Annotated in this window: 20 protein-coding genes, 1 tRNA gene and 1 pseudogene; 10 read left to right on the top strand and 12 right to left on the bottom strand. The window is 70.0% G+C overall.

Annotation, left to right across the window (positions count from 1 at the left end):
• The first annotated feature begins 30 nt into the window (after positions 1–30).
• The 3 genes from OOJ98_RS00110 (at position 31) to OOJ98_RS00100 (ending at position 1,784) form a co-directional block, all read left to right on the top strand.
• On the top strand, positions 31–507 hold the full coding sequence (locus OOJ98_RS00110) for a phage holin family protein (RefSeq protein ID WP_267052542.1): 477 nt from the start codon (positions 31–33) through the stop codon (positions 505–507).
• Positions 504–1,451 (top strand): alpha/beta fold hydrolase, encoded by a 948-nt coding sequence (locus OOJ98_RS00105; protein ID WP_267052541.1) that lies wholly within the window; start codon positions 504–506, stop codon positions 1,449–1,451. The genes OOJ98_RS00110 and OOJ98_RS00105 overlap by 4 nt, the downstream gene beginning before the upstream one ends.
• A gap of 135 nt (positions 1,452–1,586) precedes the next feature.
• A complete protein-coding gene (locus tag OOJ98_RS00100; protein WP_267052540.1) occupies positions 1,587–1,784 on the top strand; it encodes a hypothetical protein in 198 nt (65 codons plus the stop codon).
• Positions 1,785–1,820: 36 nt separating this feature from the next.
• On the opposite strand, the gene OOJ98_RS00095 is transcribed toward OOJ98_RS00100, so the two are convergent.
• From OOJ98_RS00095 to nth, 4 genes are all read right to left on the bottom strand, one after another.
• Complete coding sequence (locus tag OOJ98_RS00095; protein ID WP_267052539.1) at positions 1,821–3,173, bottom strand: 6-phospho-beta-glucosidase; 1,353 nt, start codon at positions 3,171–3,173, stop codon at positions 1,821–1,823.
• Positions 3,174–3,194: 21 nt separating this feature from the next.
• The gene (locus tag OOJ98_RS00090; protein ID WP_267052538.1) at positions 3,195–4,388 is read right to left on the bottom strand and encodes a MarP family serine protease; all 1,194 of its coding nucleotides are present in this window, start codon (positions 4,386–4,388) and stop codon (positions 3,195–3,197) included.
• 13 nt (positions 4,389–4,401) lie between these two features.
• The gene (locus OOJ98_RS00085) at positions 4,402–5,058 is read right to left on the bottom strand and encodes a CoA pyrophosphatase (RefSeq protein ID WP_267055441.1); all 657 of its coding nucleotides are present in this window, start codon (positions 5,056–5,058) and stop codon (positions 4,402–4,404) included.
• Between the two features lie 775 nt (positions 5,059–5,833).
• On the bottom strand, positions 5,834–6,973 hold the full coding sequence (nth, locus tag OOJ98_RS00080) for an endonuclease III (RefSeq protein ID WP_267055440.1): 1,140 nt from the start codon (positions 6,971–6,973) through the stop codon (positions 5,834–5,836).
• Positions 6,974–7,653: 680 nt separating this feature from the next.
• On the opposite strand from nth, the gene OOJ98_RS00075 reads away from it, so the two are divergent.
• Entirely contained in the window at positions 7,654–8,328 is a 675-nt protein-coding gene (locus OOJ98_RS00075; protein WP_017947815.1) for a Crp/Fnr family transcriptional regulator, read from the top strand.
• Between the two features lie 509 nt (positions 8,329–8,837).
• Here the strand turns inward: OOJ98_RS00075 and OOJ98_RS00070 are convergent.
• The 4 genes from OOJ98_RS00070 to OOJ98_RS00055 all read right to left on the bottom strand — a co-directional run bounded on the left by OOJ98_RS00070 (position 8,838) and on the right by OOJ98_RS00055 (position 11,709).
• Positions 8,838–9,668: an MBL fold metallo-hydrolase gene (locus tag OOJ98_RS00070; protein ID WP_267052537.1), complete on the bottom strand. Its 831-nt coding sequence runs from the start codon at positions 9,666–9,668 to the stop codon at positions 8,838–8,840.
• Between the two features lie 193 nt (positions 9,669–9,861).
• A complete protein-coding gene (locus tag OOJ98_RS00065) occupies positions 9,862–10,920 on the bottom strand; it encodes an NUDIX hydrolase (protein WP_267052536.1) in 1,059 nt (352 codons plus the stop codon).
• Between the two features lie 160 nt (positions 10,921–11,080).
• Complete coding sequence (locus OOJ98_RS00060) at positions 11,081–11,551, bottom strand: RidA family protein (RefSeq protein WP_267052535.1); 471 nt, start codon at positions 11,549–11,551, stop codon at positions 11,081–11,083.
• Positions 11,548–11,709, bottom strand: a complete 162-nt coding sequence (locus OOJ98_RS00055) for a DUF4177 domain-containing protein (RefSeq protein WP_010986011.1) — start codon at positions 11,707–11,709, stop codon at positions 11,548–11,550. The genes OOJ98_RS00060 and OOJ98_RS00055 overlap by 4 nt, the downstream gene beginning before the upstream one ends.
• 312 nt (positions 11,710–12,021) lie before the next feature.
• On the opposite strand from OOJ98_RS00055, the gene OOJ98_RS00050 reads away from it, so the two are divergent.
• Entirely contained in the window at positions 12,022–12,984 is a 963-nt protein-coding gene (locus OOJ98_RS00050; protein WP_267052534.1) for an ArsA-related P-loop ATPase, read from the top strand.
• The gene (locus OOJ98_RS00045; protein ID WP_267052533.1) at positions 12,981–14,309 is read left to right on the top strand and encodes an ArsA family ATPase; all 1,329 of its coding nucleotides are present in this window, start codon (positions 12,981–12,983) and stop codon (positions 14,307–14,309) included. Before OOJ98_RS00050 ends, OOJ98_RS00045 begins: the two co-directional genes overlap by 4 nt.
• Positions 14,310–14,547: 238 nt before the next feature.
• On the opposite strand, the gene OOJ98_RS00040 is transcribed toward OOJ98_RS00045, so the two are convergent.
• Entirely contained in the window at positions 14,548–14,922 is a 375-nt protein-coding gene (locus tag OOJ98_RS00040; RefSeq protein ID WP_267052532.1) for a WhiB family transcriptional regulator, read from the bottom strand.
• A gap of 450 nt (positions 14,923–15,372) precedes the next feature.
• Between OOJ98_RS00040 and OOJ98_RS00035 the strand changes: the two genes are divergently transcribed.
• The gene (locus OOJ98_RS00035) at positions 15,373–17,652 is read left to right on the top strand and encodes a transglycosylase domain-containing protein (RefSeq protein ID WP_267052531.1); all 2,280 of its coding nucleotides are present in this window, start codon (positions 15,373–15,375) and stop codon (positions 17,650–17,652) included.
• A 305-nt stretch (positions 17,653–17,957) separates the two neighbouring features.
• Here OOJ98_RS00035 and OOJ98_RS00030 read toward each other — a convergent pair whose 3' ends face one another.
• Complete coding sequence (locus OOJ98_RS00030; RefSeq protein WP_267052530.1) at positions 17,958–18,422, bottom strand: GatB/YqeY domain-containing protein; 465 nt, start codon at positions 18,420–18,422, stop codon at positions 17,958–17,960.
• A gap of 78 nt (positions 18,423–18,500) precedes the next feature.
• Between OOJ98_RS00030 and OOJ98_RS00025 the strand changes: the two genes are divergently transcribed.
• Positions 18,501–19,430: a metallophosphoesterase gene (locus OOJ98_RS00025; protein ID WP_267052529.1), complete on the top strand. Its 930-nt coding sequence runs from the start codon at positions 18,501–18,503 to the stop codon at positions 19,428–19,430.
• Between the two features lie 102 nt (positions 19,431–19,532).
• A tRNA-Pro gene (locus tag OOJ98_RS00020) sits at positions 19,533–19,606 on the top strand.
• A 67-nt stretch (positions 19,607–19,673) separates the two neighbouring features.
• Here the strand turns inward: OOJ98_RS00020 and OOJ98_RS00015 are convergent.
• Positions 19,674–20,435 (bottom strand): annotated as a pseudogene (locus tag OOJ98_RS00015) (site-specific integrase); the annotation flags it as partial.
• Between the two features lie 331 nt (positions 20,436–20,766).
• Here OOJ98_RS00015 and OOJ98_RS00010 point away from each other — a divergent pair.
• Positions 20,767–21,654 carry a hypothetical protein gene (locus OOJ98_RS00010; protein ID WP_267052528.1) on the top strand — a complete coding sequence of 296 codons (888 nt, stop codon included), beginning with the start codon at positions 20,767–20,769 and terminating at the stop codon, positions 21,652–21,654.
• Here OOJ98_RS00010 and OOJ98_RS00005 read toward each other — a convergent pair.
• Positions 21,575–21,913, bottom strand: a complete 339-nt coding sequence (locus tag OOJ98_RS00005) for a DNA cytosine methyltransferase (RefSeq protein WP_267055439.1) — start codon at positions 21,911–21,913, stop codon at positions 21,575–21,577. The two genes, OOJ98_RS00010 and OOJ98_RS00005, sit on opposite strands and share 80 nt — an antisense overlap.
• Positions 21,914–21,947 lie beyond the last annotated feature (34 nt).

The following is a 21,947-nucleotide window of genomic DNA, read 5'->3' as shown; positions in this document are numbered from 1 at the left end:
GGTAACCGAGAAGAGATGAGGGAGTCAGCGATGAGCGACCCCAGCCACAACGCCGGCAGCGCCGAGCGCAGCCTCGGCCAGCTGGTCGCCTCCGCGACCGCCGAGATGTCCGCCCTGGTGCACGACGAGATCGCGCTGGCCAAGGCGGAGCTGCGGCAGGACGTCAAGCGCGGGGCGATCGGTGGCATCGCCATCAGTACGGCCGGTGTGCTCGCCCTGTTCTCGCTGCCGGTGCTGAGTTTCGCGGCGGCGTACGGCATCCACAACCTGGGGCTCGGGCTCGCCTGGTCGTTCCTCATCGTCGGCGGCGCGTTCCTGCTGCTCGCGGCGTTGCTCGGGCTGCTCGCCATCACCAAGTTCAAGAAGGTCAGCCCGCCGGAGAAGTCCATCGCGTCGGCCAAGGCGACCGCCGCCGCGCTCCAGGGCGTGAAGCCCCACCCGCGCCCGGCCACCGTCGAGGTGACGGTCACGGACACCGGCGCCACTGTGGCACGCTCGTCTGCATGACCGCACCCGATCCCGGCACCGGAAGCCCCGGCGGCACCGGCAGCCCTGTCCGCATCGATGGTCCCTGGACCCATAGGGACGTGGCTGCCAATGGGGCGCGCTTCCACATCGCCGAACTCGGCGACGGGCCCCTGGTGTTGCTGCTCCATGGCTTCCCGCAGTTCTGGTGGACCTGGCGTCATCAGCTGACGGCGCTGGCCGACGCCGGCTACCGCGCGGTCGCGATGGACCTGCGGGGCGTGGGCGGCAGCGACCGCACCCCGCGCGGTTACGACCCCGCCAACCTCGCCCTCGACATCACGGGCGTCGTACGGTCCCTGGGCGAGCCCGACGCGGCGCTCGTCGGGCACGACCTGGGCGGCTATCTGGCGTGGACGGCGGCGGTGATGCGCCCGAAGGTGGTGCGCCGGCTCGTGGTGTCGTCGATGCCGCACCCGCGCCGCTGGCGTTCGGCGATGCTCGCCGACTACAAGCAGACCTCGGCGGGCTCCTACGTCTGGGGCTTCCAGCGGCCCTGGCTGCCGGAGCGTCAACTGGTCGCGGACGACGCCGCGTTGGTCGGGCGCCTCGTACGGGACTGGTCGGGCCCGCGCCAGCCCGAGGACGACGCGGTGGAGACGTACCGGCGCGCCATGTGCATCCCTTCCACGGCCCACTGCTCGATCGAGCCGTACCGGTGGATGGTGCGCTCGATGGCACGGCCCGACGGCATCCAGTTCAACCGGCGGATGAAGCGTCCTGTCCGGGTGCCGACGCTGCATCTGCACGGCTCGCTCGACCCCGTGATGCGCACCCGCAGCGCGGCCGGCTCGGGCGAGTACGTCGAAGCGCCCTACCGCTGGCGGCTCTTCGACGGTCTGGGCCACTTCCCGCACGAGGAGGACCCGGTGGCGTTCTCCACCGAGCTCGTCAACTGGCTCAAGGATCCCGAACCGGACCGCTGAACTCCGCTGCCCGGCCGACCAGTTCCGGCCACCGGGGGAACGCTTGTCCTACGAACAGCCAAATGCCTGGCGCATAGGCCAATTGGCCGCCTCCGAGGCGGTTACCGACCATGGGCCCCGGGCACACGTCGGGGTATGGGCTGGACGCACGACTACGGTGACGCAGCACGCAACCGCCGAACGGCCGCAGGGCCGGTCTCGTACGAGAGGGGCGGCCCGCAGGGGCGGGGGCTGCAACTCCCCTCCCCCGACTCCCGGGAGGTGGGCATTCCGCGCATCCTGCGCCGCCGGGCCCGCTGGGTCTCGGCCCGGCTACGACATGCGCGGACCTAGGCCGGAAGGGCGCCGGGCCGCAGCGGAGCCGGAGGCCTAGCCGACCCGGAGATAGCCGAGCCCGGGGTGGACGCTCCGGTATCCGTCCAGGAGCTTTCGCGCCACCTGGACGGAGTCGACCAGCGGATGCAGGGCGAACGCCTTGACCGCCGCCCGCGCCGACCCGCTCGCGGCCGCCTCCAGAACACAGCGCTCGACCGCCTTCACCGAGCTGACCAGGCCTGCCTCATGGCCCGTCAACTGGGAGACGGGCAACGGGTGCGGGCCTTCCGCGTCGACCAGGCACGGGATCTCGATGACGGCCCGCTCGTCGAGGACGCGCAGCGCATCGCCGTTGCGTACGTTCAGGACGAGCGTGGCCGCCTCGTCGCGAGCGATCGCCCGCATCAGGGCGAGCGCCACCTTCTCGTACCCTCCGGACTCCATGTCGTCGGCATGGCGCTCGCCCGCCCCCGACACGTCGCGGTTCGCGGCCATGTACGTGGCCTCGCGCTCGGCGCGCGTGCGGTCCCAGGCCGCCCACACCGAAGCGTCCGGCACCGTGTCCGCGCCTGCGTAGAAACGTGCCTGCTGGTCCTTGAGGAAGGCGCCGCGAGTCTGCTTGGCCTGCCGGTAGGCGGCCACGGCCTCCCGGTTGAAGTAGTAGTAGTGCAGATACTCGTTGGGCACCGACCCGAGCGAGCGCAGCCAGTCGGCGCCGAACAGCTTGCCCTCCTCGAAGGAGGTGAGCAGCTCGTCGCCCCGGTCGAACAGGCGCGGCAGGACGTTCTTCTCGCCCTCGTACAGGCCGTGCAGCCAGCCCAGGTGGTTGAGGCCCGCGTAGTCCAGGCGTACCGCGCCGGGGTCGGCGCCCACCGCGACGGCGACCCTGCGGGCCAGGCCCACCGGGGAGTCGCAGATACCGATGACGCGGTCGCCGAGGTGCTCGGCCATCGCCTCGGTGACCAGGCCCGCCGGATTGGTGAAATTGATGACCCAGGCGTCGGGGGCGACCGCCTTGACCCGGCGGGCGATCTCGACGGCGACCGGCACGGTGCGCAGCCCGTAGGCGATGCCGCCGGCGCCCACCGTCTCCTGCCCGAGTACGCCTTCGGCGAGGGCGATCCGCTCGTCGGCGGCCCGTCCTTCGAGGCCGCCGACGCGGATCGCGGAGAACACGAAGTCCGCGCCGCGCAGTGCCTCGTCGAGATCGGTGGTCGTACGGACAGCGGGGGCGTCCTCGATCCCGTACGCCCGGTCGGCGAGCACGCGGCCGATGGCGTGCAGCCGCGCCGCGTCGAGGTCGTGGAGGACCACCTCGGTCACCCGGCCGGGCGCGTGGTCGCGCAGCAGGGCGCCGTACACGAGCGGGACCCGGAAGCCGCCGCCGCCGAGGATCGTCAGTCGCATCGCAGCCTTCTCGTCAGGGGGTCACAGGGCGCACTGTTCGCTGTCCACCTGCTGGTTGGCCGTACGGCCCTGCCGGATGTCGTCCTGCACCTCGTCGGCGGTCAGCGCGTATCCAGTGTCCGGGTCGTCGAGCGACTTGGCGAAGACCACGCCGTACACCTTGCCGTCGGGAGTCAGCAGCGGGCCGCCGGAGTTGCCCGGCCGCACCGTCGTGAACAGCGAGTACACGTCGCGGCGCACCGTGCCGCGCCGGTAGATGTCCGGCCCCTTGGCGCTGATGCGGCCACGGATCCGGGCGGAGCGGACGTCGTAGGGGTGGTCCTCGGGGAAGCCCGCGACGATCGCGCCGTTGCCGGTGTGGGCGTCGGTGGAGGTGAACTGCAGCGCGGGCGCCTTCAGGTCCGGCACGTCGAGGACGGCGATGTCGCGACGCCAGTCGTAGAGCACCACCTTCGCGTCGTACGTACGCCCCTGGCCGCCCACCTGGATGGTCGGCTCGTCCACGCCGCCCACCACGTGTGCGTTGGTCATGACGCGGCGGTCGGCGAAGACGAAGCCGGTGCCTTCCAGGCGCTTGCCGCAACTCGGCGCCATGCCGACGACCTTGACGATCGACTTCTTGGCGGCGGCCGCGACGGGGCTGCCCGCGAGCTTCGGATCGGGCGCCTGCACCTCGGTGATCGACTCGTTCGAGAACGGCGTGAAGACCTGCGGGAAGCCGTTCTGCGCCAGGACCGACGTGAAGTCGCTGAACCACGCCTGCTGCGGCATCACCTGGGAGACGCCCAGCAGGATCTTGGAGTTGCGGACCTCCTTGCCCAGCGTGGGCAGGGCGGTGCCCGCGAGCGCCGAACCGAGCAGCCAGGCCACGAGCAGCATGGCCACGACATTGACGAGGGCGCCGCCGGTCGCGTCCAGGGCGCGGGCCGGCGACCAAGTGATGTACCGGCGCAGCTTGTTGCCGAGGTGGGTGGTGAAGGCCTGGCCGACGGAGGCGCAGACGATCACGACGACGACCGCGACGACGGCAACCGTCGTCGAGACCTGGGACTCGTCGGTCAGCTGATCCCAGATGAGCGGGAGCAGGTACACGGCGATGAGACCACCGCCGAGGAACCCGATCACCGACAGGATGCCGACGACGAAGCCCTGGCGGTAGCCGACGATCGCGAACCATACGGCGGCGACCAGCAACAGGATGTCCAGCACGTTCACGGGCCCCAGCCTGTCACGCGTGCCAGTCGAGCGGCACCCGCTTGGCTCGGTCCCACGGGCGCTCCCAGCCCGCGAAGTGCATGATCCGGTCGATCACCCCTGCCGTGAACCCCCACACCAGTGCCGATTCGACCAGGAATGCCGGGCCTGCGTGTCCTCGCGGATGCACGGCGGTGGCGCGATTGGCCGGGTCCGTGAGATCCGCCACGGGCACCGTGAAGACTCGGGCCGTCTCGCCGCTGTCGACGGCCCGCACCGGCGTGGGCTCGCGCCACCAGCCGAGCACGGGCGTCACGACGAAACCGCTCACCGGGATGTAGAGCCGCGGCAGCACGCCGAAGAGCTGAACGCCGGCCGGGTCGAGCCCGGTCTCCTCCTCGGCCTCACGGAGCGCGGCCCGCAGCGGCCCGGTGGTGGCCGGGTCGCCGTCCTCGGGGTCGAGGGCGCCGCCCGGGAAGGACGGCTGGCCGCCGTGCGAACGGAGCTGGGTCGCCCGCTCCATGAGGAGCAGCTCCGGCCCGCGCGGCCCCTCGCCGAAGAGCACGAGCACGGCGGACTGCCGCCCGTCGCCGCTCTCCGGCGGCAGGAACCGGCTCATCTGCTCGGGCCGCACCCCTTCGGCCGCCCGCGCGACGGGCTCCAGCCAGCCGGGGAGACCGTCGGTGGACACGGAGAGGGCGGGGGCGGTGTGCGGGGCGGGGGTGCCATGAAGGGCGGGCGTGTCGTGCGGGGCGGGTGGGCGGTGAGGCGCGGGTGTGCCGTGCAGGGGGGTGGCTCCATGCTGTGCGGAGGTGGGTGTGCCGTGTGGTGCGGGGGTGGTGTGCGATGCGGGGCCCGTGTGCGATGCGGGGGTGGTGTGCTGCCTGGCACCGTCATCCGCATCACCGGGACCGGTGTCGCCGTCACGGCCGGTGTGCCCGGCGGCGGGGCGGGCGCGGGCGGCGGGCGGTGTCCGGTCGGCGTCCGAGGCGGGGGGCACTGTGCCGAGGGGGCCGCCGGAGGCGCCTCCTGTGCCGCCGGCAGGGTGGCTGTCGCGGTCGGCCACGCGTTCGCCGTCCCGATCACCGGCTCGATCACCGGCTCGGTCACCGGCTCGGTCGTAGGGACGGCTGCCGGGGCGGCTCTCGGGCCGGGCGTGCCCCGGGTGGCAGACCCGGTCGCTGAGGCGGTCGGCCTGGCCGTCCGCACGGCCGTCGGCAGCCGCACGGCCGCCGGCACCGCCATGGCCGGTGTCGGCGCCGCCATGGCCGGTGCTCGGGCCACCGTGGCCGGTGTCCGCGCTTCCGACCGGGCCGCCGGTGCGGCCCCGCCCGTCGATGCCGCTCAGATCACCGTCGTACGTCTCGCTCGTGTGCGTCATCTGCACCCCCGTCGTTCATCGTCCACAACGCCTGTGCCGGTCGCATTCGTTCCGCCCGGCCGCAGCGTCCGTCTTCCGGGTGACGTCAGGCGCCTCCCAGCGGCGGCGCGGGGAGACCCGGGTAGTCCGGCGGCGGGCTGAGCCGCTGGCCGGGGAAGCCGCCCTTCTCGTACTTCAGGAGCTTGCTCGCCTTCTCGGGATCGGTCTCGCCCTCCCCGTAGGACGGGCAGAGCGGCGCGATCGGGCAGGCGCCGCAGGCGGGCTTGCGGGAGTGGCAGATGCGGCGGCCGTGGAACACGACGCGGTGCGAGAGCATCGTCCAGTCACTCTTGGGGAAGATCGCGCAGATCTCCGCCTCGACCTTCACCGGGTCTTCCTGCTCGGTCCACTTGAAGCGGCGTACGAGCCGGCCGAAGTGGGTGTCGACGGTGATTCCCGGCACCCCGAAGGCGTTGCCGAGAACGACATTCGCGGTCTTGCGCCCGACCCCGGGGAGCTTGACCAGATCTTCGAGCCGCCCCGGCACCTCACCGCCGAACTCGTCCCTGAGGGCGACCGCGATCCCCATGATCGACTTGGCCTTGGCCCGGAAGAACCCGGTCGGGCGGATGAGCGCCTCGACCTCCTCGGGGTTGGCCTCGGCAAGGTCCTCGGGCGTCGGGTACGCGGCGAACAGCCCCGGCGTCGTCTGGTTGACGCGGAGATCGGTGGTCTGCGCGGACAGAACGGTCGCGAGGAGCAGCTCGTACGGGTTGCGGAAGTCGAGCTCGGGGTGGGCGTACGGATAGACCTCCGCGAGCTCCCGATTGATCCGCCGGGCCCGCCGCACCATCGCGGTGTGCGACTCGGCCTTGACTCCGGCGAACGGCTTCGCACCCGGCTTGGCCTTGGCCGCGGCCGAGCCCTTGGAAGCCGCAGTCTTAGAGGCGGCAGCCTTGACGGCGGCAGCCTTGACGGCGGCGGTCTTGACGGCGCCGGTCTTGACGGCGGCGCCGGTCTTGCCGGCCGCGGCGCCCTTGGTGGCGGCCGCGCCCGTGGCGGCTTCGGCCTTGGTGGAACCGGTCGCGCGCTTGGCGGCAGGAGCCTTGGCCGCAACTGGGCGCTTGGCCGAGGACGCCTTCTTGGCAGTGGCCTTCTTGGCACTGGCCTTCTCCGCTGAAGCCTTCTTCGCTGAGGCAGCGCCCTTGGACGCGGATGCGGATGCGGATGCGGATGCGGGCACCATCTCGGAGGCGGCCGCTGCCGTGGTGGCCGCCGAAGGCTTGGACGCGGGCGCCTTCTTGGCGGAGGCCGCGCCCTTGGAGGCGGCCCGCCGCTTGGGCGGCGCCTGCGGGGCGTCGGCGGTACCGGAGCTGCCCGGCGCCGCGGTGTCGGGTTCGAGGGCGTCGACGCCCTCGGGCGTGCGCTGAGACTTGGGCACAGTGTTGTCCTTGCTTCCTTCGCCGACCGTGGGTACGTCGTCGCGGGCGGGTCCTCGCCCAGTCGTAGCGGGCTCTGTCGCAGGCACCCTCGCGGGCTTCACCTCATGCGTCCTCACGGGCCCCGCCGCAGGCACCCTCGCGCGGGTCGCCGCAGGCACCCTCGCGGGCCCGCCGCACGCGCCTCCGGGGCCCTCTTCGCGGCACCTTTCGCCCTGGACGCGGGGTGTTCGCCCACAGCTGAATCGTTCTCCGCGGACACTCCTTCAGCCCCCCTGGCCTGCGCTCTCACCGGCGAATTGGACACCCGGCCAGCCTAAAGCCCGGCACCGACATCCGCCCCGAGCACAGCGAATCCGCGCCCCAATCGGCCCCCTGACTCACGGTCCGGCACTCCGGTACGTCATCCTGTGATTGATCGCACTGTTTATACCGTCCGGCAAAATGGGGAGCTGGATCCCCTGAAACCGGTCACAAGGAGAGATTCGTGGACGACGTTCTGCGGCGCGCCCCGCTCTTCGCGGCGCTCGATGACGAGCAGGCCGCGGAGCTGCGCGCCTCGATGAGTGAGGTGACGCTCGCCCGCGGCGACGCGCTCTTCCACGAGGGCGACCCGGGTGACCGCCTGTACGTGGTCACCGAGGGCAAGGTGAAGCTGCACCGCACCTCGCCCGACGGCCGCGAGAACATGCTGGCGGTCCTCGGTCCGGGCGAGCTCATCGGTGAGCTCTCCCTCTTCGACCCGGGCCCGCGCACCGCCACCGCGACCGCGCTCACCGAGGTCAAGCTGCTCGGCCTGGGCCACGGCGACCTTCAGCCCTGGCTGAACGCCCGCCCGGAGGTTGCCACGGCCCTGCTGCGCGCTGTGGCCCGCCGCCTGCGCAAGACCAACGACCAGATGTCCGACCTGGTCTTCTCCGACGTGCCGGGCCGTGTCGCCCGCGCACTCCTCGACCTGTCGCGCCGGTTCGGTGTGCAGTCTGAGGAGGGCATCCACGTCGTGCACGACCTGACGCAGGAAGAGCTGGCCCAGCTGGTCGGCGCCTCCCGCGAGACGGTCAACAAGGCCCTCGCCGACTTCGCACAGCGCGGCTGGCTGCGCCTGGAGGCCCGCGCGGTCATCCTGCTGGACGTGGAGCGTCTGGCGAAGCGCTCCCGCTGACTGGGTGGGCCTGCGTCGGCTTCGCGCCGGCTCCGGTACACACGCTGAGGGGCCGGTTCCGTTTCGGGACCGGCCCCTCTCGCATGCGCGCGTCAGGCGGCCCCGGAGACGGCCGGGAGGCAGGGGAAGAAAAAATCTCGCGCCGCCGGGAACCCGCTCGCGGGCCGGTCCGTTCTCACGACGTACACCGAAAAAAGATCAGACCGTGAACTGCCGCCGCACCACCGACACCTCACGGTCTCTGGCGCCAAGGCGCCGCGTCGGTACGAGAGTTGAGAGCCTCCCCGCCCAACTCTCCTCTGCCGGACGCCCATTACCGCCGCGCGGAGCCCCGGAAAGGGCCCGGTCGACCCGGCGGAATCTCGCAGACCGGACCCACGACGCCGCGTCGGGCCGGCCGAACCCCGCGGCTCGGATCCCGCTGCCCGGATCCCCCCGCTCAGATCCTGCGGCCCGGATTCCCCCGCTCAGATCCTGCGGCCCGGATCCCGCCGCTCAGATAGGGCCGCTCAGATAAGGCCGTGCTCGCGCAGATACTCGAGCTGCGCGAGCACCGAAAGCTCGGCAGCCGGCCACAGCGAGCGGTCGACGTCCGCGTAGACCAGGGCCACCACATCGGCCGCCGTGAGGTGCCCGTTCTCCACTGCCGTCTCCACCTGGGCCAGCCGGTGGGCGCGGTGGGCCAGATAGAACTCGACGGCGCCCTGAGCGTCGTCGAGCACCGGACCGTGCCCCGGCAACACTGTGTGCACACCGTCGTCGACAGTCAGCGAACGCAACCTGCGAAGGGAGTCCAGATAGTCGCCCAGGCGCCCGTCGGGATGGGCAACGACGGTCGTGCCGCGCCCCAGGACCGTGTCGCCCGTCAGAACGGCCCGGTCGGCGGGCAGATGGAAGCAGAGCGAGTCAGCCGTGTGGCCCGGGGTGGGCACCACCCTCAGCTCCAGGCCGCCGGTGGTGATGACATCGCCCGCAGCGAGGCCCTCGTCACCCAGGCGCAGGGCAGGGTCCAGGGCACGCACAGGGGTACGGGTCAGCTCCGCGAAGCGGGCCGCGCCCTCGGCGTGGTCGGGGTGGCCGTGGGTGAGCAGGGTGAGCGCCACACGCTTGCCGGCCTTCTCGGCCATGGCGATGACGTGGCTGAGGTGGCCGTCGTCGAGGGGCCCGGGGTCGATGACGACGGCCAGCTCGGAATCGGGCTCGGCGACGATCCAGGTGTTGGTGCCGTCCAGGGTCATCGCGGAGGCGTTGGGTGCCAGGACGTTGATCGCCCGGTCGGTGGCAGGGCCCGAAAGGACCCCGCCGCGCGGCTGCCCGGGAAGGGCGGCAGCGTCACTCATACGGCACCTCCGAGGAGCGGCGCGGTCAGTGGATCGATGGCTACCTGGGCAAGCCTCGCCGAGGCGGTGAGGGAACGGCGAACGTGTCTCACGTTTTCGCCCAGTATGCGGACGGCCCGCGTAGGGGCATCCGGCCCAGGGTCCGGCGTAGGGGCATCCGGTGTCAGGGCGGCCCGCATGTGGACATCCCGCATCATGCCCGCCCTCCTGCCGGGATGTGTTTGGTGAACTCGTCGTGGCCCGGCCAGCTGAGGACGAGTTCACCGGAAGCGCTCAGGCGGGCCTGGGCGAGCACGGGATCGAGATCGCGTTCGGCCGCGGCCACGAGGGCTTCGGCGGCGCTGTCGTACGGAAGGAGGTCACGCAGGGTGGAGATGGTCGGCGGCATCATCAGGAGTTCGCCCTTGTCGTAGCCGGCGGCGGCTTCGGCGGGGCGGATCCAGACGGTCCGGTCGGCCTCGGTGGAGGCGTTCCGGGTGACCTGGCCCTCGGGCAGCATCGCCACGAAGAACCAGGTGTCATACCGGCGGGGTTCGAACTCGGGGGTGATCCAGCGTGCCCAGGCACCCAGCAGGTCGGAGCGGAGCACCAGTCCGCGCCGGTCCAGGAACTCGGCGAAGCTGAGGTCGCGCGTGACCAGCGCCTGGCGGTCGGCCTCCCAGTCGTCGCCGGTGGTGTCGCCGACGACGGTGGTGGCGTCGGGGCCCGCGAGGAGGACGCCCGCCTCCTCGTAGGTCTCGCGGACCGCGGCGCAGACGATGGCCTGGGCGGCCGCGGGGTCCGTGCCGAGCCGTGCGGCCCAGGCGTCACGGGACGGGCCGGCCCAGCCCAGTTGCGCGTCCTCGGCGTCACGCGGGTCCACCCCACCGCCGGGGTAGGCATAGGCGCCGCCGGCAAAGGCCATGGAGGTGCGTCGGCGCAGCATGTGCACGGAGAGGCCAGGGCCGGTGCCTGTGCCGGTGGCAGGGGTGCGGGGGCCCGTGCCGGTGGCAGCGGTGCCTGTACCAGCGGCGGCGGCGCCGGAGCTGCCGTCAGGCCCGGCGTCCATACCGGCGGCTGCACCGGAGCTGCCGTCAGGCCTGGCGTCCACACCGGCGGCGCCGTCCCGAGTACCGGCGTCCACACCGGCGGCGCCGTCCCGGAGCAGCATTACGGTCGCGGCCCGGCGCGGTTCGACCGCGGTGAGCTCGCCTGCGGCTAGGGCACGGATGCGGTCCGGCCACTCCGGCGGGTACCACTGACCATTGGGCATGGGCGGATGCTACGGGGTGGCGTGCGGATGTTCGAGGGGGTGCGGGGAGATGGCGGTCCCGGCTCGCCCCGCCGTGAACCGACGAAGGCCGGCCTCTTGAGGCCGGCCCACGACGAAAGGAGATGCTGACGAAAAAGGAGGTGCTGACGAAAGGGGGTGCTTACGCGCCCTCGACGAGTTCCACCTGGATCTCGACCTCGACCGGGGCGTCCAGGGGCAGGACCGCTACGCCCACCGCGCTGCGGGCGTGGATGCCCTTGTCGCCGAGGACGGCGCCGAGGAGTTCGCTGGCGCCGTTGATGACACCGGGCTGGCCGGTGAAGTCGGGGGCGGAGGCCACGAAGCCGACGACCTTCACGACGCGCGCGATGCGGTCCAGGTCGCCCACGACGGACTTGACCGCGGCGAGCGCGTTGAGGGCGCAGGTGGCGGCCAGTTCCTTGGCCTCCTCCGCGGTGACCTCGCCGCCGACCTTGCCGGTGACGGGCAGCTTGCCCTCCACCATGGGGAGCTGGCCGGCGGTGTACACGTAGGCACCGGACCGCACGGCGGGCTGGTACGCGGCGAGCGGCGGGACGACCGACGGAAGGGTCAGGCCGAGTTCGGCCAGCTTGGCTTCGACGGCGCTCATGCCTGCCTCTCCCGCTTCAGGTAGGCCACGAGCTGCTCGGGGTTGTTCGGCCCGGGGACGACCTGGACCAGCTCCCAGCCGTCCTCGCCCCAGGTGTCCAGAATCTGCTTGGTCGCGTGCACGAGAAGGGGCACGGTCGCGTATTCCCACTTGGTCATGGGCCCGACTGTAGCCGCTGACCACCACCCACTCGCGCGGGCCTCGTTCGCGACCGCCCCGCCCGACCGTCCCAGAACAGGAGGAGCCACACGCGGTGCACCCCCTCGCCCACCCCAACCCCCACCCCGCCCCGCCCCGGTCAGGAGGCAGCGCCACACCGGACCCCTTCGCCCACCCCGCCCCGCCCCGCCCCGGGCAGGAGCCGGCCGCACCCTGGGGCCTCACCGCACGGGCCACATGCGGACACCGCGTGGGCCTCGTTACGCGGACCACATGCGTACACCGCGGGCGGACTGGTTAGGCTCGATGGTGTGAGCAGGCTCCAGGTCGTCAGCGGCAAGGGCGGTACCGGCAAGACCACGGTCGCCGCAGCACTCGCGCTCGCCCTCGCGACGGAGGGCAGGCGCACGCTCCTCGTCGAGGTCGAGGGCAGGCAAGGCATCGCGCAGCTCTTCGAGACGGAGGCCTTTCCGTACGAGGAACGCAAGATCGCCGTCGCGCCGGGGGGCGGGGAGGTGTACGCCCTGGCCATCGACGCGGAGCGGGCGCTCCTCGACTACCTCCAGATGTTCTACAAACTGGGCGGCGCGGGCCGGGCCCTGAAGAAGCTCGGCGCGATCGACTTCGCCACCACCATCGCGCCCGGGGTGCGGGACGTGCTCCTGACGGGCAAGGCCTGCGAGGCGGTGCGTCGTAAGAACAAGCAGGGCGGGTACGCGTACGACTATGTCGTCATGGACGCGCCGCCCACCGGCCGCATCACGCGTTTCCTCAACGTGAACGACGAGGTGGCCGGGCTCGCGAAGATCGGCCCGATACACAACCAGGCGCAGGCGGTCATGCGGGTGCTCAAGTCGCCGGAGACGGCGGTGCACTTGGTGACGCTGCTCGAGGAGATGCCGGTGCAGGAGACCGTCGACGGGATCGGTGAGCTGCGCGGCGCCGAGCTGCCGACGGGCAACGTCATCGTGAACATGGTGCGGCCGCACATCCTGGACGAGGCCGCGGTGCGCGGGGTCACCGGAGACCGGCGCAAGGAGGTGGCCAAGGCGCTGACGCGGGCCGGGGTGACCGGTTCGGCGAAGCTGGTGTCACCCCTCCTCGACCAGGCCGCCGAGCACGCGGAGCGGGTGGAGCTGGAGCGTGAACAGCGGGCGGTGCTGGGCCAGTTGGGCCTTCCGACGTATGAACTGCCCCTGATCGGCGGGGGTATGGATCTGGCCGGGCTCTACCGCCTGGCCGCGGAACTGCGCGAGCTCGGGGTGGGTGAGTGACTTTGGACGCGGTCGAGCCGCTGGCGGTCGATCCTCTGCTGGACGATCCGGGCACCCGCATCATCGTGTGCTGCGGATCGGGCGGGGTGGGGAAGACAACCACCGCCGCCGCATTGGGCGTTCGGGCTGCCGAGCGGGGGCGCAAGGTCGTGGTGCTCACCATCGACCCGGCCCGCAGGCTCGCCCAGTCCATGGGTATCGACTCGCTCGACAACACCCCGCGCCGGGTCAAGGACGTCCAGGGCGACGGCGAGCTGCACGCCATGATGCTCGACATGAAGCGGACCTTCGACGAGATCGTGGAGGCGCACGCGGACCCGGCACGCGCCAAGGCGATCCTGACGAACCCGTTCTACCAGTCGCTGTCGGCCGGCTTCGCGGGCACGCAGGAGTACATGGCGATGGAGAAGCTGGGTCAGCTGCGGGCGCAGGACGAGTGGGACCTCATCGTGGTCGACACCCCGCCCTCCCGCTCCGCGCTCGACTTCCTGGACGCGCCGAAGCGGCTCGGGTCCTTCCTCGACGGCAAGTTCATCAAGCTGCTCATGGCGCCCGCCAAGATGGGCGGCCGGGCCGGGATGAAGTTCCTCAACGTCGGCATGTCGATGATGACGGGCACGCTCGGCAAGCTGCTCGGCGGGCCCTTCCTGAACGACGTACAGACCTTCGTGGCCGCCATGGACACGATGTTCGGCGGGTTCAGGACCCGGGCGGACGCCACCTACCGGCTGCTCCAGGCGCCGGGCACCGCGTTCCTGGTCGTCGCCGCGCCCGAGCGGGACGCGCTGCGCGAGGCGGCGTACTTCGTGGAGCGTCTGGCCGCCGATTCCATGCCGCTGGCGGGGCTGGTCCTCAACCGCGTACACGACAGCGCGGCCGCCCGGCTCTCCGCCGAGCGCGCTCTCGCCGCGGCGGAGCACCTCGCGGAGGAGGGTCCGGAGAGGGATGCGGGGGCCGCTGCGGACCGCTCCGTAGAGGATTCCGCCGGAGAAAATCTTGACGGACGTCGCATTGTGGATCAGGAGGCCGGGAAGGCTGGGGATCGTGGCCCCGGCGATTCCTCTCCCGACGCCGACGGCTCACCGAACCAATCCCAGGGCGTCGACTCCGTGGACCGGCTCACCGCCGCCCTGTTGAGGCTCCATGCCGAGCGGATGCAGGTGATCGCGCGCGAACGGCGGACGCGCGAGCGCTTCACCGCGCTCCACCCCGAAGTCGCGGTGACCGAAGTGGCCGCCCTGCCCGGCGATGTGCACGACCTCGCCGGGCTGAGGGCCATCGGTGACCGGCTCGCGGCCGGCGCGTCCCCGACCGGAGCTGCCTGACCGCACCGGAGCCGACCGCCAGACCGCCGACCTCAAGCCCAGGCGCCCAGCCGTATCGCCCGCACCCGTACGCACGAGTCGAGCAGCATGCCGAGCGGAGCCGAGCCGTACGCCCGAGCCCAGCCAGACGCCCGCACCCATATCGCGCGTAGCCATATCGCGCGCAGCCGTACCGTGCGCCCTCATACCGTGCGCAGTCGTATCCGCGTGCACCCGTACCGTGCGCACGCGTACGCCCTCAGCCCGCCGCCGCGTACGCCTCGTCGTCTCCGAAGGAGTGCCGGTAGTCGTCGTACGCCGCCTCCTCCTCCGCGCACCCGGGCAGTATCCCGGTGCTGCGCTCGTACTCGGTACGCGCGGTCTCCAGGAGGCGGTGCCACGAGGTGACGGTGGGGCGCCTGCGCAGAAGGGCGCGCCGCTCCCGTTCCGTCATGCCGCCCCACACGCCGAACTCGACGCGGTTGTCGAGCGCGTCGGCCAGGCACTCGGTCCGCACCGGGCAACCGGTGCACACCGCCTTGGCCCTGTTCTGCGCTGCACCCTGTACAAACAGTTCGTCCGGATCGGTAGTGCGGCAGGCTGCCTGCGCACTCCAGTCGGTTACCCAGCCCATGCCGGCGCCGTCCTCTCCCGAATCGAGGCTCCCCCACGGCGGTAGCGGCATATTCACCGCTGCCAGTTGAGGACGTTACGGAAGGTAGGCGCAGCGCAACACCCCCGTCGGGCCCAATCTTGAATGGTCCGAACGGACTATGCGTACGCGGCAGATCACCCAACGGAGTGAGCGGGAGACATGCGTGATGAATCCGAAATAACAGGACGTATCACCTGGGTCACAACGGACGGCGAGTGACGCAAGAGGTGTAACCGGACATCGATGACGGACGTCAACTGACCTGATTCCCGCCGGATTCGGGGGACGGCGGAATACTTCGGGGCGCTTACCAGCACTTCCACGAACGATCGGGACCACACGGCGCGACCGGACTGCTGTGACAGTTGAGAGCAGCTTAGGCCAGAGCCTTCACCCGTGTCCGGCGATTGAGAACGTAGGCTGCCCCCCATGGCAATGAAGCGATCAGGCGGAGGCCTGACCGGGTCCCAGCAGGCGGCCAAGTTCCTGGGCGTGAGTGTGTTGGCGGGCGCGGTGCTCGCGGGAATCGCCCTCCCCGCGGCCGGTGCGCTGGGGCTCGCGGCCAAGGGGACGGTCGAGGGGTTCGACGAGATCCCGGCCAACCTGAAGACCCCGCCGCTGAGCCAGCGCACCACGATCCTGGACAGCAAGGGCGGCACGATCGCCCAGGTCTACTCGCGCGACCGCACCGTGGTGCCGCTCTCCGACATCTCCCCGTACATGCAGAAGGCGATCGTCGCCATCGAGGACTCGCGCTTCTACGAGCACGGTGCGATCGACCTCAAGGGCGTGCTGCGCGCGATGAACAAGAACGCGACGAGCGGCGGTGTCGCCCAGGGCGCGTCCACGCTCACCCAGCAGTACGTGAAGAACGTCTTCGTCGAGGAGGCCGGTGACGACCCCGACAAGGTCGCCGAGGCCACCCAGCAGACGATCGGCCGCAAGGTCAAGGAGCTCAAGTACGCGATCCAGGTCGAGGAGGAGCTCGGCAAGAAGAAGATCCTGGAGAACTACCTCAACATCACGTTCTTCGGGCAGCAGGCGTACGGCATCGAGGCCGCGGCCAAGCGGTACTTCTCCAAGCCGGCCAAGGACCTGACCCTCGACGAGTCGGCGATGCTCGCCGGCATCGTGCAGTCGCCGACGCGGTACGACCCCGTCAATGACGCGCAGGAGGCGAAGAAGCGCCGCAACACGGTGCTTCAGCGGATGGTCGACATGAAGGACGTCTCGCAGGGCGAGGCCGACAAGGCCAAGGAAGCCCCGATCACGCTGCACGTGAGCAAGCCGAAGAACGGCTGCATCACGGCCGTCGACGGCGCCGGGTTCTTCTGCGACTACGTGCGCGAGGTGTTCCTCTCCGACCCGGTCTTCGGCAAGACCAAGGAGGAGCGGGCCAAGCTCTGGAACCAGGGCGGGCTCACGGTCCAGACGACGCTCGACCCGCAGAGCCAGAAGGCCGCGCAGGCCTCGATCAAGGAGCACGTCTACCAGAAGGACTCGGTCGCCACCGCGGTGACCATGGTCCAGCCGGGCAGCGGCAAGATCATGGCGATGGGCCAGTCGAAGCCGTACGGCTTCGGGGACAACGAGACGCAGATCAACTTCTCGGTGAACCGGCAGATGGCCGGCTCCAACTACGGATTCCCGACGGGTTCGACGTTCAAGCCGTTCGTCGCGGCCGCCGCCATAGAGCAGGGCCGGCCGCCGACGCAGGTCTACTCGTCCCCGAACGAGATGGACTACCCGTCGGTGGCGACGTGCGGCAGCAAGCCGTGGATCAACGAGCACAAGGACCGGGTGCCGAACGAGAGCGAGGACGAGGTCGGTCCGTACGCGCTCAAGGAGGCGATGGCCAAGTCGGTCAACACGTACTTCATCCAGATGGTGCAGGACATCGGCCTGTGCCCGGTGATGAAGATGGCCGACAAGCTCGGTGTGGTGGAGGGCAGCGGCACCAAGCTCCCCGAGTCGCCCGCCATCGCCCTCGGCGCCCGGGGCATCTCGCCCCTGACGATGGCGACGGCGTACGCGGCCTTCGCCAACCACGGCACGTACTGCACGCCGATCGCCCTGGAGTCCATCAAGCGGGCGGACGGCAAGTCGCTGCCGGTGCCCAAGTCGTCGTGCAGCAGGGCGATGTCGGAGAACACCGCGAACACCATCAGCTCGCTGCTGCGCGGTGTGATCGACTCCGGTACCGGCCAGGAGGCCGGGCTCAAGGACCGGGACAACGCGGGCAAGACGGGTACCACCGACGCCCGCAAGAACGCCTGGTTCGTCGGCTACACCTCGAACCTGTCGGCCGCGGTCTGGGTCGGCAGCCCGTCCCAGCGTGTCGAGATGAACAACATCACGATCGGCGGGCAGTCGTACGAGCAGGTGTACGGCGGTCAGGTTCCCGGGCCCATCTGGCGCGATGCCATGACCGGCGCGCTCCAGGGGCAGACATCGGTGCCGTTCACCAGTGTCAACATCCCCGACAACGGCCAGAAGTCGGACGACTCGACGGCCGGTGCGCCCGCCAACAACGGCAATGACAACGGCGCCGGCAACCCCGGCAAGGGCAAGAACAAGAACAAGGGCAAGCACAAGCCGAAGCCGGGCGGCGACAACAAGCCCCCCACCCAGGGTGGCCCGGCGAACCCCGGGGGCATCTCGTTCCCGCCGGGGATGATCGGCGGCGACACGGGCAACTGGCCGCAGTGAGCCTCGCCGGCCAGGCATGACGAAGGGCGCCCCGGGATCACTCTCCCGGGGCGCCCTTCTGCGTGGCGCGCGGCCGTGGGCGCGACGCAGCCCGCGTGGCCGCGTGGCTTACGTGGCCGCGTGGCTTATGTGCCCGCGTGGCTTATGTGGCCCGAAGCGGCATGGCCGCGTGCGCGGGACTCGGCCCCCACCCGTGCCAGAGCCGCACGGCCTGCGCGGGGCTCGGCCCTCGCCGCCTTGAGCCGCACCACCATGGCCGCGAGGCTCGGCCCGCTCTCAGCCGCACGGCCTGCGCGGGGCCGGGCTCAGCTCGCGAGCTGCTTCTTCACCGCGGCGGCGACGCGGCCCCCGTCGGCGAGACCCGCCACCTTCGGGTTGACGATCTTCATGACGGCGCCCATCGCGCGCGGCCCCTCGGCCCCCGCGGCCTTCGCCTCCGTCACGGCGCTCGCGACGATCGTCGCGAGTTCGTCGTCGGAGAGCTGCTTGGGCAGGTACGCGTCGAGGAGCTCGCCCTCGGCCAGCTCGCGCGCGGCGGACTCGGCGCGGCCGCCCTTGTCGAAGGCCTCGGCGGCCTCGCGGCGCTTCTTCGCCTCTTTGGCGATCACCTTGAGGACCTCGTCGTCGGAGAGCTCGCGCGCGGACGTACCGGCGACCTCTTCCTTGGCGACGGCGGTGAGGGTCAGCCGGAGCGTGGACGAGCGCAGTTCGTCGCGCGCCTTCATGGCGGTGGTGAGGTCGTCCTTGAGTCGGGCCTTGAGCGTGGTCATGTGTCCAGTGTGTCAGGTGCGGGACACCCCTCGCCCGCCGATTAATGCCGCCGGCACCGGGTCTGCGACGATGGGGACATGCGCGCGCGATACGGAATTCCCTTGGGTGTCACGGCGATCGGGGCCGCGGGTCTCGCCTATGCGGCCGGGGTCGAGGTGAGGTCGTTCCGGCTGCGCCGGGTGACGGTGCCGGTGCTGCCGCCCGGGGCGCGCCCCCTGCGCGTACTCCAGGTGTCGGACATCCACATGGTCTCCGGGCAGCGCAAGAAGCGGGCGTGGCTGCAGTCGCTGGCGGGCCTGCGCCCCGACTTCGTGGTGAACACCGGGGACAACCTCTCCGACCCGGAGGGCGTCCCGGAGGCCCTCGACGCGCTGGGCCCCCTCATGGAGTTCCCCGGGGTGTACGTCTTCGGCTCGAACGACTACTACGGACCGAAGCTGCGCAACCCCGCGCGGTACCTGTTCGAGAAGGCGCAGGGCCGGCACGGCCTGAACGGCAACGCGCCGGCGGTGGGCGTGGTGCACAACCCGTGGGAGGACCTGCGGGACGCGTTCGACGCGGCGGGCTGGGTGAACCTGTCCAACACCCGGGGCCACCTGAAGCTCGACGGCATGGAGCTGGCCTTCACCGGCCTGGACGACCCGCACATCAAGCGCGACCGGTACGAGCGGGTGGCGGGCGGCCCCGAGAAGGACGCGGACCTGTCGATCGGCGTGGTCCACGCGCCGTACCTGCGCTCCCTCGACGCGTTCACCACGGACGGCTACCCGCTGATCCTGGCGGGCCACACCCACGGCGGCCAGCTGTGCATCCCCTTCTACGGCGCCCTGGTCACCAACTGCGACCTGGACACGGACCGGGTGAAGGGCCTCTCCACCCACGAGGCCGCCGGCAACCACGCCTACCTCCACGTCTCGGCCGGCTGCGGCACCAACCGCTACACCCCCATCCGCTTCGCCTGCCCCCCGGAGGCGACCCTGCTGACACTGGTGGGACGACGGGGCTGAGCGGACCGCTGGTGGGCCGGGCAGCACCGCCGAAAACCGGATTTCGTCTCCAGCCGCCAGTGGGCTAAAGTAAACGACGTCGCCGCGACAAGCGGAGACAATCGGGGTGTAGCGCAGCTTGGCAGCGCGCTTCGTTCGGGACGAAGAGGTCGTGGGTTCAAATCCCGCCACCCCGACAGCCAAAACAGCAGGTGAGGCGCCAACCGGATTCGGTTGGCGCCTCACCTGTTTCTGCGTGCGTGACTACGGCTTCAGATCCCGCTTGAAGATGCCGTCCATGACCACCGCGCCGGTCTGGATCACGGGCCGGATCTGCTTCCGATAGACCTCCTCGGTCACGGCAGTCCCGGAGTGGCCGACGAGACGCGAGATCTCCTCCAGAGGTACGCCACTGTCGGAGAGCAGCGAGACGAAGCTGTGCCGGAGCTCCCGGGGCGTCCACTCCTCGGCGTTGATCTCTTCAGCGTCCTTGAGGGCCACACGGAAGGCACGGCGAACGTTGGTCGCGTCCAGCGGCTTACCGACGGCCGAGGCGAAGACCAGCCCGTTCTCTTCCCAGTCGTCGCCGGCGGCGAGACGATCCCAGCCCTGATCCTCGAACTGAGCCCACAGAACCTCGACGCAGCGCGAGGGCAGAGCGAGTGTCCGCCGCGACTTCCGCGTCTTGGTGTCCCCGCCACGCCGGACCGACCGCCACACGGCGATGTGCGGGGGCTGCGGCGGATTGGCTTCCGGCCTGCCCTTGAGGAAGACGTGGTCCCAGGTCAGCGCGCGCAGCTCCTCGGTACGGGCCCCGGTCAGCAGGGCGACGACGATGTACGCGTACATCGAGGACCCCTCAGCCGCCTTGAGCACGGCTTCCGCCTGAACCAAGGTGAGCGCCTTGGACGGGCGCCCCGGACGGCCGGCCGGAACGGCGCACAGCTCGACGACGTTGCGCTTCACCTTGTCTCGCGCCATGGCCCGCTTGACTGAGCGGTTGAGGCAGGAGTGCAGGCTCTGCAGACATGAGAAGAGAACCAAGCCCGCGGCTTCAAGGGGATGCCTCCGGCGGGGGCGCTCAGACTCCGGGATGGCAGGGGCGCCGTTCGCGAGTGCCCGCCGGAGCGTGGCGAGCGTCGTGGGGGCTCCCATCCCGACCACCTCCGACCCACACAGAGCCGAGCAGACGCGGCCCTGGGCGTCAAGGCCGTTCGTACAGTGGCGCGCTCCACCTTGACGCCCTGAACCACGACCGCTCCACGGAGTGTGGGTCGAAGGCGGAGGGGATGGAAGCCGGGCGAGTGGTGGGTCATATCCTGCCGAGCCTTTGCTCGTCGGCCACTACGATCACTTCATGGACGTTGACCCCAAGAGCATCAAAGACCAAATCGTTACAGGTTTGGACGGTCTGGAGACTCGCCAGCTTGCGGCCATCGAGTCCGTTGTGCGCAATATGCATCGAAAGATTGAATTTCGCTCTGGAGATGCCACAGACCTCGTCAGTGAAGCCTTTCGTGACGAAATGTCCCTCTTTCTTGTAGTCCATCACGCCTTGCATGAGCGAGCCTTGAATAAGGAGAATTTCGAGTACGTATTCAAGCAATGTTTGATCGCATCCGGCGATCCGGAAGCTCGATTGAACCCTAACCAAAAACAAGCAAAATACGATGTCGAAGGCGCCGGCCAGCGATGGTCACTCAAGACCGAGTCGGGTGAATCCATGAGCCGGAACATGGTCAAGGTTGAGAAGCTAACCGAAGCTCTTTGGATCCGGGACAGCCTTACGGCAGAGGACTGCGCCCGAAACATTCGCGAGAGGGTGACACCGCGTCTGTTGGACTACGACAGAATCGTCGTACTGCGCGCCGTAAGGACAGGCAGCATGATCACCTATAGCATTGAAGAGATTCCACATAATACTCTATATTTGGCCTTGCAGAATGAAACTCATGCGGAGATTTTCTCGAAGGGAATTCGCGGGGGAAAGGAAGCAAAGAGCTTCGGAGCCGACTATCCACTCGCCGGAACTCAAAATAGACTATTCCGCATGCTGCTCGACACAAGCGTCGAAAAGGTTCGCATTTGGCACGCCCTGAAGGAGTGCCGCCATCACGGCTACTGGACTCTGCCAGCCTCTACACCGCCGAATGTTGCGGAACTGATCAAGCCAGAAAAAGCTGAGCTTCCTCCACAACGAGGTCATCAGCACGAAGAGTCGAGCCAGGAAGAATTGCCGCTTTGAGTTCCGGCGCCTCTCCTCCAAGAATCCAGGAAGCCGTGTGGGCCAACTGGAAAGAGATTAGCGGCGGGACCGCATCACCGATCTGACGGTACAGATTCTTGCGACTTTGACCGATGAACCTATAACCCTCAGGAAACCCATTCAGAATCGCCAACTCGCGAACTGTGCACTGCCGGTCTTGTTCGGGATGGGCGTAACGCCCATTGCCGACGTGTGAGCACTCACGTTTGATCGTGGGAGCAGGGCGATCCCAAAACATACGGCCATAAACGTCACAATAAGCATTTAGGCGG

The sequence above is a fragment of the Streptomyces sp. NBC_00083 genome, from assembly GCF_026343295.1.
Classification (GTDB): domain Bacteria; phylum Actinomycetota; class Actinomycetes; order Streptomycetales; family Streptomycetaceae; genus Streptomyces.
This window is presented reverse-complemented; position numbering and strand designations above follow the sequence as displayed.

Bases quoted from the DNA above. Each gene is read 5' to 3' on its own strand.
- OOJ98_RS00110 (WP_267052542.1), top strand. From the start codon at position 31: ATGAGCGACCCCAGCCACAACGCCGGCAGCGCCGAGCGCAGCCTCGGC.
- OOJ98_RS00105 (WP_267052541.1), top strand. From the start codon at position 504: ATGACCGCACCCGATCCCGGCACCGGAAGCCCCGGCGGCACCGGCAGC.
- OOJ98_RS00100 (WP_267052540.1), top strand. From the start codon at position 1,587: ATGGGCTGGACGCACGACTACGGTGACGCAGCACGCAACCGCCGAACG.
- OOJ98_RS00095 (WP_267052539.1), bottom strand. From the start codon at position 3,173: ATGCGACTGACGATCCTCGGCGGCGGCGGCTTCCGGGTCCCGCTCGTG.
- nth (WP_267055440.1), bottom strand. From the start codon at position 6,973: ATGGTGCCCGCATCCGCATCCGCATCCGCATCCGCGTCCAAGGGCGCT.
- OOJ98_RS00070 (WP_267052537.1), bottom strand. From the start codon at position 9,668: ATGAGTGACGCTGCCGCCCTTCCCGGGCAGCCGCGCGGCGGGGTCCTT.
- OOJ98_RS00065 (WP_267052536.1), bottom strand. From the start codon at position 10,920: ATGCCCAATGGTCAGTGGTACCCGCCGGAGTGGCCGGACCGCATCCGT.
- OOJ98_RS00060 (WP_267052535.1), bottom strand. From the start codon at position 11,551: ATGAGCGCCGTCGAAGCCAAGCTGGCCGAACTCGGCCTGACCCTTCCG.
- OOJ98_RS00055 (WP_010986011.1), bottom strand. From the start codon at position 11,709: ATGACCAAGTGGGAATACGCGACCGTGCCCCTTCTCGTGCACGCGACC.
- OOJ98_RS00040 (WP_267052532.1), bottom strand. From the start codon at position 14,922: ATGGGCTGGGTAACCGACTGGAGTGCGCAGGCAGCCTGCCGCACTACC.
- OOJ98_RS00035 (WP_267052531.1), top strand. From the start codon at position 15,373: ATGGCAATGAAGCGATCAGGCGGAGGCCTGACCGGGTCCCAGCAGGCG.
- OOJ98_RS00030 (WP_267052530.1), bottom strand. From the start codon at position 18,422: ATGACCACGCTCAAGGCCCGACTCAAGGACGACCTCACCACCGCCATG.
- OOJ98_RS00025 (WP_267052529.1), top strand. From the start codon at position 18,501: ATGCGCGCGCGATACGGAATTCCCTTGGGTGTCACGGCGATCGGGGCC.
- OOJ98_RS00010 (WP_267052528.1), top strand. From the start codon at position 20,767: ATGGACGTTGACCCCAAGAGCATCAAAGACCAAATCGTTACAGGTTTG.
- OOJ98_RS00005 (WP_267055439.1), bottom strand. From the start codon at position 21,913: ATGTTTTGGGATCGCCCTGCTCCCACGATCAAACGTGAGTGCTCACAC.